The organism is Phyllobacterium sp. GQ127, assembly GCF_059758635.1.
Window position 1 is genome coordinate 1 of sequence record NZ_JCAXDZ010000001.1, and the last position, 18,813, is coordinate 18,813.

Annotated in this window: 12 protein-coding genes; 7 read left to right on the plus strand and 5 right to left on the minus strand. The window is 53.3% G+C overall.

Annotated features, from left to right (window positions below; all coding sequences use genetic code 11):
* The 6 genes from AC6CHM_RS00005 to AC6CHM_RS00030 all read left to right on the plus strand — a co-directional run.
* Positions 1-1,733 (plus strand): YadA-like family protein (locus tag AC6CHM_RS00005; RefSeq protein ID WP_498171463.1); only part of this gene is annotated, 1,733 nt, incomplete at its 5' end.
* An 8-nt stretch (positions 1,734-1,741) separates the two neighbouring features.
* The gene (locus tag AC6CHM_RS00010) at positions 1,742-2,308 is read left to right on the plus strand and encodes an invasion associated locus B family protein (protein WP_498171464.1); all 567 of its coding nucleotides are present in this window, start codon (positions 1,742-1,744) and stop codon (positions 2,306-2,308) included.
* A 261-nt stretch (positions 2,309-2,569) separates the two neighbouring features.
* The gene (locus AC6CHM_RS00015) at positions 2,570-4,105 is read left to right on the plus strand and encodes a Do family serine endopeptidase (RefSeq protein ID WP_440806664.1); all 1,536 of its coding nucleotides are present in this window, start codon (positions 2,570-2,572) and stop codon (positions 4,103-4,105) included.
* A gap of 128 nt (positions 4,106-4,233) precedes the next feature.
* Complete coding sequence (locus tag AC6CHM_RS00020) at positions 4,234-4,938, plus strand: response regulator transcription factor (protein ID WP_115051928.1); 705 nt, start codon at positions 4,234-4,236, stop codon at positions 4,936-4,938.
* The gene (locus AC6CHM_RS00025; protein WP_307283673.1) at positions 4,935-6,332 is read left to right on the plus strand and encodes a sensor histidine kinase; all 1,398 of its coding nucleotides are present in this window, start codon (positions 4,935-4,937) and stop codon (positions 6,330-6,332) included. The genes AC6CHM_RS00020 and AC6CHM_RS00025 overlap by 4 nt, the downstream gene beginning before the upstream one ends.
* Complete coding sequence (locus AC6CHM_RS00030) at positions 6,329-9,304, plus strand: bifunctional [glutamine synthetase] adenylyltransferase/[glutamine synthetase]-adenylyl-L-tyrosine phosphorylase (RefSeq protein WP_498171471.1); 2,976 nt, start codon at positions 6,329-6,331, stop codon at positions 9,302-9,304. Before AC6CHM_RS00025 ends, AC6CHM_RS00030 begins: the two co-directional genes overlap by 4 nt.
* A gap of 10 nt (positions 9,305-9,314) precedes the next feature.
* On the opposite strand, the gene AC6CHM_RS00035 is transcribed toward AC6CHM_RS00030, so the two are convergent.
* Both AC6CHM_RS00035 and pepN read right to left on the minus strand, forming a co-directional pair.
* The gene (locus AC6CHM_RS00035; protein WP_115051925.1) at positions 9,315-11,648 is read right to left on the minus strand and encodes an ATP-binding protein; all 2,334 of its coding nucleotides are present in this window, start codon (positions 11,646-11,648) and stop codon (positions 9,315-9,317) included.
* A gap of 250 nt (positions 11,649-11,898) precedes the next feature.
* A complete protein-coding gene (gene pepN / locus AC6CHM_RS00040; RefSeq protein WP_498171474.1) occupies positions 11,899-14,544 on the minus strand; it encodes an aminopeptidase N in 2,646 nt (881 codons plus the stop codon).
* A gap of 366 nt (positions 14,545-14,910) precedes the next feature.
* On the opposite strand from pepN, the gene AC6CHM_RS00045 reads away from it, so the two are divergent.
* Positions 14,911-15,834 carry a DMT family transporter gene (locus AC6CHM_RS00045; RefSeq protein ID WP_498172619.1) on the plus strand — a complete coding sequence of 308 codons (924 nt, stop codon included), beginning with the start codon at positions 14,911-14,913 and terminating at the stop codon, positions 15,832-15,834.
* A gap of 3 nt (positions 15,835-15,837) precedes the next feature.
* Here AC6CHM_RS00045 and AC6CHM_RS00050 read toward each other — a convergent pair whose 3' ends face one another.
* The 3 genes from AC6CHM_RS00050 to AC6CHM_RS00060 all read right to left on the minus strand — a co-directional run bounded on the left by AC6CHM_RS00050 (position 15,838) and on the right by AC6CHM_RS00060 (position 18,671).
* Positions 15,838-17,085, minus strand: a complete 1,248-nt coding sequence (locus AC6CHM_RS00050) for an MFS transporter (RefSeq protein WP_115051922.1) — start codon at positions 17,083-17,085, stop codon at positions 15,838-15,840.
* A 91-nt stretch (positions 17,086-17,176) separates the two neighbouring features.
* Entirely contained in the window at positions 17,177-18,061 is an 885-nt protein-coding gene (locus AC6CHM_RS00055; RefSeq protein WP_498171479.1) for a uracil-DNA glycosylase, read from the minus strand.
* A 16-nt stretch (positions 18,062-18,077) separates the two neighbouring features.
* Positions 18,078-18,671 carry a hypothetical protein gene (locus AC6CHM_RS00060; protein ID WP_498171483.1) on the minus strand — a complete coding sequence of 198 codons (594 nt, stop codon included), beginning with the start codon at positions 18,669-18,671 and terminating at the stop codon, positions 18,078-18,080.
* Between the last annotated feature and the right edge of the window lie 142 nt (positions 18,672-18,813).

Below are 18,813 nucleotides of genomic sequence, written 5' to 3' on the forward strand. Positions count from 1 at the left end.
CCGTCCTTGGTGCGGATGGCAAGCAGCTTTTGGAGACGAAGGATCGTGTTCTGACCGGTGTAGCCGATGGTGTCGTCAACGCAACGTCTACAGAAGCCGTGAATGGCAAGCAGTTGCATAAACTTGACAAGAGGGCGGTCAAATATGCCTGGAAAGACAAGAATGGCAATGGCATCCTAGATGATGACGAGATTCAAATGGATACTATTGAATTTGGTCAACCATCCGTTGCGGGTGGAATCTCAGGAATGACGACCCTAAAGAATGTCGCCGGCGGTCTCATTGCAGAAAATTCGCACGACGCTATAAATGGTGGCCAGTTTTATTCCATGGCTAACAGTATGGCGCAAACATTTGGCGGTGGAGTGCAGGTTATGAATGGTATAATCAGCGCACCCCACTTCCTTGTTTATGATTTTCATAGCGAATGGAGTGAGTATATTAAATCATCAGGAAACGATGGGGAGAAAAAATACATCGGATTTGGTTATAGGGATAATGTAGTTAACAGTGTCGGAGATGCAATTAACGAAATAAATAAAAACAGTGCTACATTCGATTTGCGAATACAGGCAAATCATGAACGCCTGAATGTGCTATACGATACGGCATTGCGTTTAGATAATTCGCAGGCAGCCTATAACGCGTCTCCTGACAAATATAACGCCGAAGCGCATCATCGGAAGTTGCTGGAAGAAGTTGAAGCGCAGAAGAATGGATTTTCCTCTGCACAAAATATATCTGACGCAAATTCCGTCCCTTCGCACAGTACGGGCAGATCGGGAGCGGCATCAATTATAACGCCGGTGACAAATGGAGATTCAGTAGCGGGTAATCAGACAACTGTCGAAGTGCAGGATATGATCCCGCCGCAGAATTCAACTGCAGCACCGGTTGCGACTGGTTCACCTGAGACTTCTTTACCCGTTGCGAAGAAAGATAATAAAATTGTCGCTCTAGCTAATGGTGTTGTTGAACAAGGTTCACAAGATGCCGTAAATGGTGGGCAACTTCATGCTGTCGATGCAAAGGTCGACAAGCTTTCTGATCGCGCTGTGACTTATGCTACTGTCGGCGACGCGAAGGCAAATACCGTCAAGCTGCAGGGCGGTGATCCGAGCATGCCTGTTGTCATCAGCAATCTTTCCGCTGGTACCAACGATTTGGATGCGGTGAACGTCAAGCAGTTGAAGGGCCAAGCGGATGAAACAGCGACGAAGAGCCAGCAAGCGGCTAAGAGCTACTCTGATGAGGTTGGCGACAAATCCGTAGCAAAAGCCAATAGCTATTCCGATGACGCGGCAGCCAAAAGTAAGTTGGCAGCGAAGAGCTATACGGATAATGCTAAGAAGGAGGCGATTGATACTGCTAAGACCTATACGGATGAAATAATTGGCGGCACTGATGGACAAGGCGGAGTTAGAGGTGATCTTGCAAAGATGGAAACCAAAATGGCTAATGGCTTCAATCATTTAAGTTCAGAAATATCCTCAGTTCGTTCCGAGGCGCGTCAGGCGGCAGCAATTGGATTGGCTGCATCATCGTTGCGCTTTGACAGCAGGCCGGGCAAAGTGAGTGTTGCTGTGGGCGGTGGTATGTGGCGAGATCAGGGCGCTTTTGCCTTTGGTGCTGGCTATACAAGCGAAACGGGTAAGGTTCGCGCCAATATTACCGGCGTAACCAGCGGCGGAGAGGTCGGTGTGGGTGCCGGTCTAAGCTTCACTCTTAATTGAGATAGGGTGTGAAATTGTTAAACATCAAAAAGGCCGCCATTTTCGGCCTTTTTCTTGGTGCCAGCATTCCAGCTGGTGCTCAGGATGCCCAAGTCCCTCAATATCATTTGAAACCCTCTGACGTTTCTGTGCCAGAGGGGGCGGAGCTTGGCAAATATCGCAGATCCATCCAGCCTTTTGGCAACTGGGACCTCATTTGCGACGAAGATTTGAAGGCGATGAAAAAAGTCTGCAACGTGACGCAGACTATTCTCGATGGCGAAAGCAACTTTGTATTTAGTTGGTCGCTGGCTGCCGACGATAAGGGCAATCCTGCCATGATCATGCGCGTGCCTGCTACGGTAGGCGAAGGCAAGGAGATTACCCTTGCATTTCCTTCGCGCAAAGAAAAAGTTTCCATGACGGTCAGGGGATGCACCCCCACAAATTGCCTTGCCTATCTTCCAGTGGGGCCAGTTCTGCGGCAGGAAATAAGCAAAGGCGGCACAGCGCGCATTTCGTTTAAAACTGATGCGACGGCGATAGACCTTCAACTGCCTTTAGATGGTCTCGGGACGGCATTGGGTGCGATTTGAGGCGGCTCTAATATACCCGTCACGTGGTTTAAACGAAATATAACTGTCCATGATTTGTGGCAGTTACTTCTTGCTGTGAACCAAAACAGCTAGAGGCTTTGCGCTATATAAAGCACCGACTAAGGGCACGGACCGGCGTTTCCACCGGGCAAACCTTAAATATTTGTCATGTTGCGGAAATGGTGGGGTAACCTTCTTATATGTATCACTGATGGTACGAACGATCATTAGCCGATCGCATTGCCTAAGGAGAACATCCCGATGTCTAACAATATCAAATCTTCCCGTTACCGTAAGGGTATTGCTGCGGCCCTACTGTCGTCGGCATTGGTCGGTGGCTTTTTGGCGACGGGTCCGCTCAGCGCTATTGTCCCGGCGCAGGCCGAAGCAGTTCGTGTTGAAACTGCCCAGCAGCCCGGTTTTGCTGACGTCGTCGAAAAGGTCAGCCCCGCAGTTGTCAGTGTTCGGGTGAAAAGCGCCGTGAAGGAAACTGCCGATAATGGCAATGGTTTCCCGGGCATGGATCAACTCCCGGATGACCACCCGCTCAAGCGCTTCTTTTACGAATTTGGCGGCCAAGACCAAGATGGTCGTCGCGGCATGGAGCCACGCAAATCCCCGCGTGACCAGAATCGCCCTGAACGGGTCCGCCCAACAGCGCAGGGATCCGGTTTCTTCATTTCCGAAGATGGCTATCTCGTCACCAATAATCACGTCGTTGAAGACGGCTCTGCCTATAGTGTCGTCCTTGATGACGGCACCGAGCTTGATGCGAAGCTGATAGGTAAGGACAAGCGGACCGATCTGGCCGTGCTCAAGGTCGATGACAAGCGCAAGTTCACCTATGTCAATTTCGGCGATGACAACAAAGTTCGCGTTGGCGAATGGGTTGTTGCAGTGGGTAATCCGTTCGGTCTCGGCGGAACTGTAACAGCGGGTATCGTCTCGGCTCGTGGCCGCGATATTGGCGCTGGACCTTATGATGACTTCCTGCAGATTGATGCGGCGGTTAATAAAGGGAATTCTGGTGGCCCGGCTTTCAACCTGAATGGTGAAGTGGTGGGTATCAATACAGCTATTTTCTCACCTTCTGGTGGCAGCGTGGGCATTGCCTTTGCTATCCCTGCACAGACTGCAAAGCAGGTCGTAGATCAACTGATCAAGAACGGTACAGTCTCGCGCGGCTGGATTGGCGTACAGATTCAGCCCGTCAGCAAGGAAATCGCCGAATCTCTTGGTCTTGCCGAAGAGAAGGGAGCGCTCGTTGCTGATCCGCAAGCGAACGGCCCTGCGGCAAAAGCCGGTATCGTGGCCGGTGACGTGATCACGGCTGTCAATGGCGACAAGGTCAGTGATCCGCGCGATCTGGCGAAAAAGATTGCGGCTGTCGTGCCTGGCAAGGATGTTGATCTGACCGTCTGGCATAAGGGCGAGGCCAAGTCCGTCAAAGTGTCGATCAAGGAAATGCCCGGTGATGAGAAGCTTGCTTCGGCAACACCACAGCAGGAAGACGAGCAAAAGTCATCCGCTCTTGATGACTATGGCCTGACTGTCATGCCCGCTGATGACGGCCAGGGTGTTGTTGTCACGGATGTTGATCGTCAGGGCGATGCTGCAGACAAGGGTATCAGCACAGGCGACATTATCGTCTCGGTCAACAACCAGCCGGTCAAGAGCGGCGGCGATATAGATGCGGCAATCGCAGATGCCACGAAAAGCGGCCGTAAAGCTGTGCTTTTGCAAGTGCAGACAAAGGACCAATCGCGGTTCGTCGCCCTACCTATCAGCCAAGGCTGACAGGTGGGAAGGAAATGCTGCGGCGCTGGACCCCACCCGTAAGCGCTGACGCATGGGCAACAGGTCTCTTCAACCTGTTGCCCCTTTTCTTTCTGGTTTCATCGAAGCAATCCGATTAGAGTAAGATCATGAAAATACTCGTTATTGAAGATGATCGCGAAGCTGCCCGCTATTTGGAAAAGGCCTTCAACGAGGCCGGACATTCCGCTGATATTGCAGGTGACGGAGAGACAGGCTATGCGCTCGCCGAACAGGGGGCGTATGATGCTCTTGTCGTTGACCGCATGCTGCCGCGCCGCGATGGGCTTTCCGTGGTGGCCGCACTGCGCGCCCAGGGAAACGATACGCCAGCGCTGATCCTTTCCGCTTTGGGACAGGTTGATGATCGCGTCACGGGCTTGCGGGCGGGCGGAGATGACTATCTCACCAAGCCCTATGCTTTTTCGGAATTGCTTGCCCGAATTGAAGTCCTGCAGCGGCGCTCCAGCCCAAAGGAAGCCGAGACTGTCTATCGCGTCGGTGATCTTGAACTGGACAGACTATCGCATACGGCAAAAAGGGCAGGGCAGACTATTATTTTGCAACCGCGCGAGTTTCGTCTGCTGGAATATCTCATGCGCAATTCCGGTCAGGTTGTCACCCGCACGATGTTGCTTGAGCATGTTTGGGATTATCATTTCGATCCCCAGACCAATGTGATCGATGTTCATGTGTCGCGCTTGCGTGGCAAGATCGAAAAAGGATTCGACACGCCCTTGCTGCACACGGTTCGTGGAGCCGGGTATATGTTAAAAGCCAGCCTCACTGAAGCTACAGCCGGAAGCCATGGATGAGCCGCTTTCGCTCCATGCTGAAAATGACAGCGGTGAGGCTGTCGGCACTCTACCTTCTACTCTTTACAATCTGCGCCCTTGGGCTGGTTTTCTATATGACCAGCTCCTCTGTGAAGCTGCTTACCAGTCAAACGGAAACAGCAATTAATGAGGAGGTCGAAGGGATTGGGCGAGCCTATCAGCGGGGCGGTATAGCCAGTCTCGTACGTGCGATTGATCGTCGGGGCCGTCAGCCGGGTGCTTTTCTCTATCTTGTGGCGGATCCGGCAGGACGTATTGTTGCCGGCAATGTGCAAAGTATCGAAGTTGGCGTCTTGCAAACCGATGGCTGGATATCGCGCCCCATAAGTTACGAGCGCTATACTGAGGGAACTGACCCGCAAACCCATACTGCAATAGCCCGCGTCATTGTATTGCCGAACGGAATACGCGTTATGGTGGGGCGTGATCTCGGCGAGCCGGAGCAAGTGCGCCTTGTGGTAAGACGGGCGCTTTTCGCCGCGCTGGGTACGATGGGCATAGGCGCATGCCTGATCTGGTTCTTTGTTGGCCGGCGCGCGCTGCACCGGATAGATGAAGTTTCGGTCGCTTCACAACGCATCATGGGCGGTGATCTGGCGGGGCGGCTTCCGGTCAATGGTTCGGGAGACGAATTTGACCGCCTTTCCGAAAATCTCAATGGAATGCTGGCGCGCATACAGGAATTGAATGAAGGCGTCCGGCATGTCTCCGATAATATCGCCCATGACCTGAAGACGCCGCTGACGCGAATGCGAAACCGTGCTGAATCGGCTCTTTCCAACGCGAAAACCACGAAGGCCTATCGCGCTGCTATTGAGGACATGATAGCGGACTCCGATCTTCTGATCCGCACATTCAATGCCATTTTGATGATATCGCGTCTTGAGTCCGGTTACTCCAGCGAGACGATGGAGCCTTTGCCGCTGTCAGTGATCGTAGAAGACGTTTTTGAGCTTTACGAGCCGCTGGCCGAAGAGGCAGGAATTACCTTGTCTCTCGGTGCGATGGACGCAACGCCGGTCAAAGCCAATCGTGAGCTTATCGGGCAGACGATTTCAAACCTTGTGGACAACGCCATCAAATATGCGACCGGAGATAAGCCGGTCGAAGTGAGGCTCTCGGTCGAAAAGCACGATCGGGGGATCGCGATTGTCGTGAGCGATAATGGTCCGGGCATTCCCCCAGATCAGGTTGAACGCGCTACAGAGCGGTTTGTGCGCCTGGAGGAAAGCCGCTCTCAACCGGGCTCGGGACTTGGACTAAGCCTTGCCAAGGCGGTTATGAAATTGCACGGTGGTACATTGGAACTGCACGACAATGCGCCGGGCCTGCGTGCGGTGCTGGCGTTTCCAACGGGAGGGGATAATGGATGATTTTGAAAGATGCGGGCACTGCTGAAGAGCCGTTCTTTGATAGAAAACTTCGTGAACTGGCGCCACTCGACAAAAAGCAGGCTGCAGCATTTCTACTGGAGTTTGTGGAAAGTGCCGATGAAAAAACATGTAAGGCCGCCTCTGCTTTAAAGAAAAACAAGAAAGCAGCGGCTTTTTTATCATCGGTCCTCGATCTCTCGCCCTATTTGCGCAACGTTCTTTTGCGCTTGCCAGCAATAATTGACTCTCTTTTCGATCGTCCACTCGATGTTCGCCTGCAGGAACTCATGCAGGAAATTGCGAGGGTCACCGAAGTAGAAAATGCTACCGAAACGTCAATCATGACGGCTCTTCGTCAAAAGAAACTTGAGGGGCACCTTTTAATCGCTTTGGGTGATCTGTCTGGTCAGTCTGACACCAAAGACACGACACTTTTTCTTTCTCAACTGGCCCAAGCTTGTGTCGAAGCCGCAGTGCGCTTTCTTTTGCGAGACGCGCATAATGCGGGCAAGCTAAAGCTGCCGGATGTTCAACATCCAGATAAAAATTGTGGCTGGATCATTCTGGCTATGGGCAAATTTGGCGCATTCGAGCTGAATTATTCGTCTGACATTGATCTGATCGTTTTCATCGACGAGCAAAGCCCCGCAATTACCGACCCTTATGAATGTGTCGAAACTTTCTCACGCTTGACGCGGCGGCTGGTGCGGATCCTGCAGGATCGCACTGCAGACGGCTATGTCTTCCGCACCGATTTGCGGCTGCGACCCGATCCAGGTTCAACGCCGCTGGCTATCCCTGTTGGTGCAGCGCTGAATTATTATGAGGGGCGGGGCCAGAATTGGGAACGAGCCGCCATGATCAAAGCGCGCCCTGTGGCCGGAGATATTGAGGCTGGCAAGCAGGTCCTGGCGGAACTTGCTCCTTATGTCTGGCGCAAATATCTCGATTACGCTGCCATTGCCGATGTTCATTCTATCAAACGGCAGATCCATGCCCATAAGGGTCATGGCGAAGTCGCGGTGCGCGGTCACAATGTGAAGCTTGGTCGCGGCGGTATACGTGAGATCGAGTTTTTCGTGCAAACCCAACAATTAATTGCGGGCGGGCGATTTCCTCAGCTTCGAGGCTCGAGCACTGTGGCTATGCTTGGCGCATTGCAGGGCTTGGGCTGGATCAATGCTGAAGCACGCGACACGCTGGCACAGAAATATGGCTTCCTTCGCGATGTCGAGCATCGCATCCAAATGATCGCCGACGAACAGACGCATATATTGCCCGAAGATGACGAAAACTTCCGGCGCGTCGCCTATATGATGGGCTACCGGGATACGGACACATTTACTGAAGACTTTCGAAAAACTCTGAAAACTGTCGAAACGCATTATGCAGCTTTGTTTGAGCAGGCGCAGGATTTGGCCGGGGAGGCCGGAAATCTTGTGTTTACCGGTGATGTCGACGATCCAGACACTCTGGAAACCTTGGCCAATTTCGGCTTTGAGCGGCCAAGCGATATTTGCCGTGTTATCCGCACATGGCATTTCGGGCGCTATCGTGCCACGCAGTCAGCAGAGTCACGGGAGAGGCTGACCGAGCTGACACCGGTCTTGCTCAAGGCATTTGGGGCAACGAGCCGTGCTGACGAAGCGCTGATGCGTTTTGACGAAATGATCAAGGGGTTGCCAGCCGGCATCCAGCTCTTCAGCCTGCTTCAATCCAATCCGCGCTTGCTCGATCTGCTGGTTCTGATCATGGGCGCTGCACCCCGGCTGGCGGATATCATCACGCGTAAGCCGCATATTTTCGACGGCATGCTTGATCCCGCGATTTTTGCCGATGTTCCGACGCGAGCCTATCTTGCGGAACGATTGACGAGTTTTCTCGGCCCTTCAAAGGTCTATGAGGATGTACTGGACAGGCTGCGCATCTTTGCAGCAGAACATCGTTTTCTGATCGGAATAAGATTGCTCACTGGTGCCATCGACGGCGCACGTGCGGGCAAAGCTTTTTCCGATCTGGCTGATCTGGTTATTGATAGCGCGCTCCACGCCGTGATTGACGAGTTCAAAAGCAAACATGGCGAGATCGGCGGCGGACGCATCGCCATTCTGGGCATGGGCAAGCTTGGCAGCCGCGAATTGACCGCAGGCTCGGATATAGATCTCATTCTGCTTTACGATCATGATGTGGATGCCGATGAATCAGATGGTGCAAAGCCCCTGGCATCTTCGCAATATTACATGCGGCTGACGCAACGTTTGATTGCCGCATTATCTGCTCCAACGGCCGAGGGCGTTCTTTACGAAGTTGATTTCCGCCTGCGACCGTCTGGCAATAAGGGCCCCGTTGCCACTCACATAGACTCGTTCCGCAAATATCAGCGGACCGAAGCATGGACCTGGGAACATATGGCTCTTAGCCGAGCGCGCCCTGTTGCTGGTGATCCCACTTTTTTCACCGAGATCGAAAAAGACATTTCAGAAATTTTGGCACTTCCCCGCGATAGCTCCAAAATCGCCAAGGATGTTGCCGAGATGCGGGCCATGATCGAAGCAGAAAAGCCGCCCCGTGACGACTGGGATTTGAAGCTGGTTCGAGGTGGCATTATCGATCTGGAATTTATCGCGCAATTTGCTGTACTGACCGGCAATGTAAAAGGCCCGGTCATCGCGCAGTCGACTGCGGAGGTGCTGGGTAAGATCAGCCCGGCTTTGGCTGAGCCTGCAACTGTCGACAACCTGATTGAAGCGGCAAATCTCTATACGGGTGTGACCCAGCTCATTCGCCTTTGCCTGAATGGTGATGTGAAGCGTGAAGACTTTCCGCCAGGACTGGTGGAGCAGCTTTGCCGATCCTGCGATCTACCGGATTTGCAGCGCTTGGAAAGCCAGTTGCAAGACAGTGCAAAATCGGTGCGGAAGATTTTTGACGGCATTATGGGTGAAGCGCGTAAGCGATCCAGGCAGGTTTAGCGTCTTCGTCTTACGCTGCCTCGGCAATATTACGCGTTGGTATACGCACGGACACAATTGTTCCGACGCCTTCCTGTGAGCGGATTTTCAGCGCGCCGCCATGCAACTGTGTCAGCGAGCGCGAAATGGCGAGGCCGAGTCCAGAGCCTGCATGGGATTTGGTGAATTGGTTTTCCACCTGCTCGAACGGCTGGCCGATCTTCTTCATGGCGGATTTCGGAATACCGCAACCTGTATCCTCAATGGTTAAAACCAGTGCCCCGGAAACCTTGCGGGCGCGCACGGAGATGCGCCCGCCCGTGCTGGTGAATTTCACCGCATTGGAGAGCAGGTTGATCAGGATTTGCTTGATGGCGCGGCGGTCAGCATCAAGTGTGACGCATTCGTCGATGCGTGTCTCCACCTTCACATTTTTTGCCTGCGCTTGCAGTGAAACAACGCGTACCGTCTCGCGGATAAGCGGGCAGAGATCGATTTCCTCACGGTCGAGTGTAAAGTGCCCGGCTTCGATCTTCGACATATCCAGAATATCGTTGATGACGTTCAGCAGATAATTGCCGCTGGTGTGGATATCCTGAACATATTCGACATAGCGGTCTGATCCCAGCGCTCCAAATGTTCCCGTATGCATGATTTCGGAGAAACCGATAATGGCATTCAGCGGGGTGCGAAGTTCGTGAGACATATTGGCGAGAAATTCGGATTTCGCGCGGTTGGCAGCCTCGGCCCGTTCCTTCTCCACGGCATATTTGCTGTTGAGTTCGGTCAGTTCCAGCGTGCGTTCCACTTCCGATTTACGCGCAAGGCTTAAATCGTGGATCGTGGCCATCAAACGTCGTTCGCTGTCGATCAAGCGCTCTTCATGGACCTTCAGCTGAGTAATATCGGTGCCGACGGAAACCAGTCCCCCATCCTGCGTGCGGCGCTCATTGACCTGCAGCCAGCGCCCATCCGCAAGTTGCCGCTCATAGGTAAGCGCGCCATTACGGCCATGTTCATTCGCCATACGCTTTTCAGATGCGACGGCGCGAATACGGGGTTCCAGTTCCTCTCGGCTGATACCAGGCAAGAGGCATTCATTGGCGAGACCTGAATATTCATTGAACTTGCCGTTCGACATGACAAGCCGGTTTTCGGCATCCCACAGCACGAAGGTTTCGGAGATGCTTTCAATTGCTTCGCGAATGCGTTGATCCGCTTGGGCAGTTGCCTGAACAAAGCGGTGCTGTTCGCTGACATCGACAGCTACGCCCACCAGATGAAGATCACCGAGATTGTCAGTGTCGGCAACCTGAGCGCGAACGCGCATCCAGACCCAGTGACCCTCTGCATGCCGCATGCGGAAAACCCGGTCCATCTGGGTAATTTCCGCCGCTGCAACCTGTGCCGCGACGCTGTAGAGCTTGTCATCGTCCGGGTGAATGATTGCCGAAATGTCTCCGAGCGACAGAATGGAATCATAGGCCTCATAGCCCAGCATCTCATACATGGAGCGCGACCAGTACACGCGCCCTCGCGCCATATCCCAGTCCCACAAGCCGCTGCGTCCGCGTGCAAGCGCCGTGTCGACCCGCGCTTGCGCGTGTTGATAAAGCGCGTCGGCGTCCTGTGCCCGTGCCGATTGGCTGAAATATGCGTAGAGCACGATCAGCATGATGGTTGCCGTGCCTGCAAACATGGTGACATTCATGGAAACAGTGCTGCGCCATTCGGCGAAAATCGCTTCAACAGGATGCGCAGCCAAAACTGAATAGGCATTGTTTCCGGAGCGGGAAAAGGCGGCGAGGGAGGGCGTGCCTTCAACCTTCACCGGCATGACGCCCGCTCTTGCCCCAAAGAGGAAGAGCGGCTGCCCTTCTGTTATGAATGTTTCAAGGTTCCTGTTACGCCAGTGGTCGCCGCCGTCCGAAGCGGCAACGATATTGGCTTCCGGCGTCGCGATGGCAAACCACATTCCATCCGGGATAAGGTCGTTGGTACGCATATCGCTCAGTATATTCTGCAGGTCGCCCGTGCTGAGCGTCTCGCCCTTGTTCATCCGGTTATCGATGACACTGGCGACATGGCTGGCGGCAATTGACAATGTCGCGCGAGCCGTGCGCTCCGCATCGTCACGCCACGCCAGCAATGACATGGAACGGACGATCGCAAGTACAACAAGAAAAATAATGATGAGTGGTGGAATGGCGCGGCGCAGATAGGGCTCAGCTGCAAGGAGCTTACCATAGGCAGGGTCAGCGAGAAGTTTTATGTGCCCTGAAAGCTTGTTCGAGGACTGCACCCCAGACTTGCTTCCGGCATAATTCTTCCCCGTCGGCGCGCGATACGCGTCCGCATTTGCCATCGAATGGCCCCCTCATTTGCCTTTATATTCAGTGATTTGCTTCGACACGCCGCACATTCGAAGCACCCGTAGTGAATCAAAACTGATTCCGCGTGTCTAGTCCCTTTGTTAAATATTTATCAACACTTGTGGCAGCCGGAATCACAATCAAAAGAAGAGCTTATAAGCCTTTGATAAGACTCAAATTCCCTCCGGAGATTGTCCGGAGGAAATAAGGTGGTGGGCCGGTGGATAAGTTTTTCGCAACCGTTTAGGCCAGCGTGCGCTCGACAATATCGCGCACATCCGTCGAAAGACCGGCAACAGAGGCGATGCTGGCGAGGGCTTCCCGAGCGTGTTCGCGGCGTTCCGGTTCGAAGGACCGCCATGAACGCATCGCAGTCAAAAGCCGGGCTGCAAGCTGGGCATTTTTCTTGTCGATTGTCAGGATTGTCTCTGCAAAAAACTGGTAGCCTTTGCCATCTGCACGGTTGAACCCTGTCTGGTTACCGCTCGAAAATGCGCCGATCAGCGAGCGTGTGCGGTTAGGGTTGTCGAGCGAAAAGAGCTGGTGCTTCATCAGTTCATTGACTTTGCCGAGCGCGCTTTCACCCGGTTGCATAGCCTGCACAACAAACCACTTATCCATCACCAGCGCATCATTTCCATATCGCGCTTCAAAGGCTTGCAAAGCGTCGTTGGTCGCAGTGCTTGTGCCAAAGCGCTGGACGAGAACGTTGAGCGCCGCAGCGCGGTCAGTCATATTGTTTGCTTGTTTAAACTGTTTGGCTGCACGCTTCGGGTTACCATCGGCAACACTTAAATAATCCAGCAGGACATTGCGCAAGGAACGGCGACCCGCACCTGCCGCATCCGGATTGAACGCGCCGTGATGTTCCAGCTCATTATAAAGCTGTTCAAACTTCTCCCCATGGGCTTCAGCCACGGCAAGAATAAGTGCATCGCGACTGCCCAAAATGGCTTCCGGATCAATATTGGCGCCAAGCTCGCGCGCAATATCGCTTTCGGAAGGAACATTGAGACACAGGGCACGGAAGGCTTCGTCCAAGGCATTATTAAAGGCCAGTTCCCCCAGAAGCCGGATCGATGAGCTTTCAATAGTCGCTGGCTTACCGCCTCGAACGCGTTTCGAATTGCTGGTGAGCTTGGAATTGAGCAGTTGCGTCAGAGCCTGCCAACGCGTCACCTCATCGCGGTCATTGCGAGCCAGGAAGGCAAGATCAGAACGTGTCAGCTCGCTGGTCATCGTCACAGGTGCAGAAAAACCGCGCAGCAGCGAGGGAACAGGACGCTCTGTAATCCCGGAAAAGGTAAAGCGCTCTTTGCGCTTGCGTAGATGAATAACATCGTCCTTGACCAATCCGCCCTTTGTTGCGCGTGGCCGGATCTCGCGGCCCTTGGTGCCCAACAGTCCAAATTGGATTGGAATGTGCATTGGTTTCTTGGAGGGCTGACCGGGTGTTGGCTTTAAAGATTGTTCTATCTCAATCTCGAAAGTCTTGGTTGCCTGATCGTAATCATAGGTGATTGCAAGATTCGGTGTTCCGGCTTGATCATACCAGAGCGCGAACTGGCTCAAATCTTCCCCCGAAGCGTCTTCAAATACCTTGATAAAGTCTTCGATGGTGGCCGCATCGCCGTCATGGCGTTCGAAATATAGATCCATGCCTTTACGGAAAGTCTCTGCACCAAGGATTGTACGGATCATCCGTACGACTTCCGAGCCTTTTTCATAGACAGTGGACGTGTAGAAATTATTGATCTCGCGGAACTGGCGCGGGCGCACCGGATGGGCGAGGGGACCTGCGTCTTCGGGAAACTGATGGGCCTTCAGGCCTTTGACTTCGGCAATACGTTTAACGGCGCGCGAGCGCATATCCGCCGAGAATTCATGATCGCGATAGACGGTCAGCCCTTCCTTGAGGCAAAGCTGGAACCAGTCGCGGCAAGTGATTCTGTTTCCTGTCCAATTGTGGAAATATTCATGGGCGATGACAGCTTCAATACCGGCATAATCGACGTCGGTCGCAGTGTCCGGCTCGGCAAGAACATATTTATCGTTGAAGACGTTAAGTCCCTTGTTCTCCATTGCGCCCATATTGAAATCCGAAACGGCAACAATGTTGAATACGTCGAGATCATATTCACGCCCGAATTTTTCCTCGTCCCATGCCATGGAACGCTTCAGCGCATCCATGGCATAAAGCGCACGGCTTTCCTTGCCATGCTCAACATAAATGCCAAGATTGACTGGTCGTCCGGACGCTGTGGTGAATGTATCGGTTATAACGCCAAGGTCACCCGCAACGAGAGCGAAGAGATAGGCCGGCTTTGGATGCGGATCGTGCCAGATGGCGAAATGGCGGCCGTCGTCAAGCGTGCCTTTTTCACCCGGATTGCCGTTGGACAGCAGCAGTGGAGCTGCGCTTGTCTCGGCTTCGACGCGAACAGTGTAGACTGAAAGCAGATCAGGCCGGTCCAGATAATAGGTAATGCGACGGAAGCCTTCTGCTTCGCATTGCGTGCAGTAGACATTGCTTGAACGATAAAGCCCGGTAAGCTGCCGATTGGCAGTTGGGTTGATTTCGGTTGTAATTTCCAGCGTAAAAGTTTCGGCCTCAGGCAGTCCGCGAATTTCCAGTCGATCGGGTGTAACCACATAGGTATTATCGCCTAACGCCACGCCATCGATGCAAATGGATTCGAGCTTCAACTCGTCGCCATCCAAAATGAGCGGCGTATCAAGTGCGACGCCTTCCCTGCGCTCGATTTTCAGTGTGGACTTAACGATTGTCCGCTCCGGGTGCAGACGAAAATCGAGATGTGTCTCGGGGATAAGAAAATCGGTTGGCTTATAGTCTTCCAGATGAAAAACCTGGCCGGTATCGGTACGCATAGATAACTGTCCTTCAAAAGCAATTCCAGGAAAAGTGGGAACCGGTTTTCCGTCCGGAGTTGCGTATAATAAAAAGATGGAACGGCACTGGGGCTTCAATGAAGAAACAGACCGTTTCATTGCGGCGGACCCTAACCGTGTTTTGCATCGCGCACAACAAATGCGGATGTTCACCCGATATATGGCGCAAAAACGCAACGTGATTGGTTTTTGTCTGGCGCCGCCTTGGAAACCGTCCTAAAGATATATCAGTTAAATTTCCATACCCTCGCTACAAATGCTCCAGCTCCCAAGGATTATTCCACTGTGTCCACGATAGTTCACCCTAAAGAAGGTGAACCGCTCAATGCGAACACCGTTCGCACAATGAATGTCATGCTCGGAATCGGCCTGAAGATCGCATCAGTATGCGTCTTCGTGTGCATGTCGAGCCTTCTTAAAGCCTCCGATGGTATTCCCGCGGGGCAGCTTGTCTTCTTTCGCTCCTTCTTTGCAATCTTTCCGGTCATCGCCTTCATCGCCTGGCAGGGGCAACTTGCTGTGGCATTCAAAACCAAAGAGCCTTTCAGCCATTTTTGGCGTGGCTTTGTCGGCGTGAGTGCCATGAGTTTGAGCTTTTACGGTCTGACAAAATTGCCCCTGCCGGAAGCAATTGCCATCAGCTACGCGACGCCGCTTCTGACAGTCGTGTGCAGCGCGATCTTTTTGAAAGAAACAGTGCGCCTTTATCGCTGGTCGGCGGTTGGTGTCGGTCTCATTGGCGTACTCATTATTCTTTGGCCGCGCATGTCGTTCTTTACCGGGGAAAGCGAGTTTGGCGGGGATCAAGCCATAGGTGCCTTGGCAACTTTGGGTGGGGCGGGGCTCGCGGCTATCGCCATGTTGCTGGTGCGAAAGCTGGTACAGACAGAGCGAACGCCAACCATTGTTGTCTATTTTTCAATCGCTTCGAGCCTGATTGCTTTGGTTAGCTTTCCATTCGGCTGGGTGTGGCCTACTGGCTTGCAGGCAACTTATCTTATCATGGCGGGAATTGCCGGTGGCGTTGCGCAGATCCTATTGACCGAGAGCTACCGCCATGCGGATATGTCGGCCATTGCGCCGTTCGAATATACATCAATGCTGCTCGGCCTTGCCATTGGATATCTTCTGTTCGGCGATATTCCCACTTGGGAAATGATCATCGGCGCAACGATCGTCATCGGCGCTGGTATTTTCATCATCTACCGCGAGCATCGTCTTGGGCTTGCGCGCGCCCGGGCCAAAAAGGCATCGACGCCACAGGGTTGAGTGTCATTCGTCAGGAACGCCTTCACTAAGTGGATGAAGGTTGAATGTTTCTGGCGTTTGCGGTCTGTCATGGGCGCCTATGGCAAAGTCCGGGCGCTCGGAAGGAGCTTGCGGAGCACGGCGCAAACTGCGCCAGAACGCATAGCCGCCATAGGCAGCATAGGTGATTGCCATGGTGACGAAGAAGCCGGATGGACCGTTCATATCCATAAGGCGGCCGGCAATTTGCGGGCCGATCATGCTGCCAATGCCATAAACGATCAGCAGTCCGCTCGAAATCTTTACGAATTCGCTCGGCTCGGCAAAGTCATTGGCATGGGCGACGTTGAGCGAATAGATCGGAAACAGCACGGTCCCGAATGCAAACATCAGCGTGTAGATCACCCATGGGGTGTTGGGTTGGACAAGGATCATCGTAATTGAGATCAGCACGCCGCCAATTCCCGCCACAACCATGACATAACGCCGGTCAACGAAGTCAGATATCCGGCCAATCGGATATTGGAACAATGCGCCACCGATCATCGAACTTGCGATCATGGTTGCTATGCCGAATGTGGAAAGGCCGATATCCCGGCCATAGACCGCCGAAAGAAAGTTCCAAGCCCCGGCAATGATGCCAGCAAGCAAGGAGCCGACCATGGCAGCCGGAGATTTTCGGTAAAGACCGGGCAGATCAAGCGAAACTTGCGTTAGTGGACGAGGGGACTGTGCATTGGATAGGCCCGTGGGGACAAGCGCGGCAGCGTAGATCAGCGCACCGACCATAAAAAGCACATGGGTAGCGGGATTTCCGAAGGGCAGGATATATTGACCCACCAGCAACCCCAGCATGGATACGATCATATAGATGGAAAAAACCATGCCGCGTGTGGCGTTTGTCACGCGCTCATTGAGCCAGCTTTCGATGACCATGTAGCTTCCGGCCAGCGAAAAACCAGCCAGTGCCCGAAATAATGTCCAGGCCCATGGGTCCATGATCAGCCCATGCATCAGCATAGACATGCCCAGCAACGTCAATAGTACCGCAAAAACCCTGACATGGCCGACGCGCCGCACAAGGCGCGGCACAACGATACACCCACCGGTGAAGGCAAGCGCATAGCCCGTACCCATCCAACCGATTGTCGTGGGCGACCAGCCCTCCATGCCGGCACGCAGCGGCAGAAGAATGCCTGCCAGCCCTCCTGCTGTCAGCATCAAGAACGTGCTGGTCAATAATGCCGTGATGGGCAAGAGCTGGCGAAACATGATGTTATCCTGATTACAATGAACCTTATCGCGCAGCACAGCTTGGCGCGCCGGAAATTACGACACTGCATCTCCGGTTTTGCGGCAGGTTTTAATCGGTAAGGGCACGTAGCCGTAATTTGACGCTGAGGAAATCCCGCCAAGCAAACTTTTTCTGCGCTGAATTGCGCAGCAGATAGGCCGGGTGGAGCGTTGGCATGACGGGAATTTGATTTCCTGACCCTGTCAAATGGGTTTTCCAATTTCCACGAAGGCGTAAAATGCCCTCAGGAGCATTGGTCAATGCCTTTGCCGCAGGACCACCGAGCGCCACAAGTAATTTCGGATTTGCCAGCTCGATTTGCCGCTCGAAAAAGGGGCGGCAAATTTCAGTTTCCAAAGGCGTTGGCGTTCTGTTTCCGGGCGGACGCCATGGAATTGTATTGGCGATATATACGCTTTGCCTGTCGAGACCGATTGCAGCCAACATGCGGTCGAGCAACTGGCCTGAGCGGCCAATGAAGGGTATGCCCTCCAGATCTTCCTCGCGGCCCGGCGCTTCACCGACAAACATGATCGCCGCTTGCGGATTGCCATCGGCAAAGACCAGATTCTTTGCTGTAAATTTAAGATTACAACCATCAAATGCTGCCAGCTGTTCGCGCAGTTCCTCCAATGTCGTCGCGTTCGCCGCCATCTGCCGGGCCATGGCAATCTTGGCATCATCGGGCACGGATGCCTTGCTGAGCGTTGATGGTGCGGAGGCGCTTGCATCGATGGGCGGTTTTAAGCCGGCGGGTGAGGGCGCATTTGAGCGAGTGGCAACAGGAGCCTGCTGAGGCTGTGCCCGCTTGGTATCAACCTGCGAAAACCTGTCGACAGGCGTGTCGACCAGCGGAGTATCGACTCCCGCCTCGGCATAAAAGTGCAAGATTTCGCTTAACGTCGACAATGGATAATCCTTCTCATCCTTGAAGTCGCAAATTGCAGTGTGCATTGCAAGCTCAAGACGTTTAAGAGGAGGGAATGCGTGGGTCCTGCACAAGATAAAATGTACGTTTGGGCGTAAAGTCGGCTATCGGAAAGCCAAAGCTGGCATTCTCGCCGGGATCAATCTTTCCATCGCGGAATATCATCCGGTCATAGGGCTCGAAATCATCGCTGAAACTTGCATAGCCATATGAGTCGATAGCGTCCTTCTTGTCGCCCGGCTGATAGAAGGACAGCCCATCGCCATAGTCGCTTGGCACATTCAATTGCTCCTGCAACTCGAAGCCAAATTCTACCCAAGGGTGACCACTGCCATTGGTTACTTCGACACGCACGTGAAACAGGATGCCGATATCTTCGGCAGGATCTTTAAGATTGGTCTGTTCGGTTCGAATGATCAGGACTGCGGGCGTTGTCGAATGGAACTCTTCGGTCAGGATAATCGGGTCTTGCCTTGTGCCTTTTCCGCTTACGCCGATAATCGTAAAGCCTCCCATTTCATCGGAAAAAGTATAGCGGCCTGCACTCCATAATTTTCCAGATTCAGCTTGGGCTGCGATGCTCGCGAAAAACAGAACGCACCCGGTTATCAGGCTTAAAGGCCAGCGCAGACTCATCCACCTCATCCGGCCCTCCCAAGCGGTTGCGTTCAACGTGGTCGGCAATTTGATTGCAGGATTATGACGGAAAAGAGCGGGGGCGCAACAGCTGTAAGGAACTAGCGAGCGACCTCTTCTGCAGATATATTGACGTTTACGT

What these genes read in the sequence shown, in the direction of transcription:
- AC6CHM_RS00015 (WP_440806664.1), top strand. Translation starts at nt 2,570, where the DNA reads ATGTCTAACAATATCAAATCTTCCCGTTACCGTAAGGGTATTGCTGCG.
- AC6CHM_RS00020 (WP_115051928.1), top strand. Translation starts at nt 4,234, where the DNA reads ATGAAAATACTCGTTATTGAAGATGATCGCGAAGCTGCCCGCTATTTG.
- AC6CHM_RS00025 (WP_307283673.1), top strand. Translation starts at nt 4,935, where the DNA reads ATGAGCCGCTTTCGCTCCATGCTGAAAATGACAGCGGTGAGGCTGTCG.
- AC6CHM_RS00030 (WP_498171471.1), top strand. Translation starts at nt 6,329, where the DNA reads ATGATTTTGAAAGATGCGGGCACTGCTGAAGAGCCGTTCTTTGATAGA.
- AC6CHM_RS00035 (WP_115051925.1), bottom strand. Translation starts at nt 11,648, where the DNA reads ATGGCAAATGCGGACGCGTATCGCGCGCCGACGGGGAAGAATTATGCC.
- pepN (WP_498171474.1), bottom strand. Translation starts at nt 14,544, where the DNA reads ATGCGTACCGATACCGGCCAGGTTTTTCATCTGGAAGACTATAAGCCA.
- AC6CHM_RS00045 (WP_498172619.1), top strand. Translation starts at nt 14,911, where the DNA reads ATGAATGTCATGCTCGGAATCGGCCTGAAGATCGCATCAGTATGCGTC.
- AC6CHM_RS00050 (WP_115051922.1), bottom strand. Translation starts at nt 17,085, where the DNA reads ATGTTTCGCCAGCTCTTGCCCATCACGGCATTATTGACCAGCACGTTC.
- AC6CHM_RS00055 (WP_498171479.1), bottom strand. Translation starts at nt 18,061, where the DNA reads ATGCACACTGCAATTTGCGACTTCAAGGATGAGAAGGATTATCCATTG.
- AC6CHM_RS00060 (WP_498171483.1), bottom strand. Translation starts at nt 18,671, where the DNA reads ATGAGTCTGCGCTGGCCTTTAAGCCTGATAACCGGGTGCGTTCTGTTT.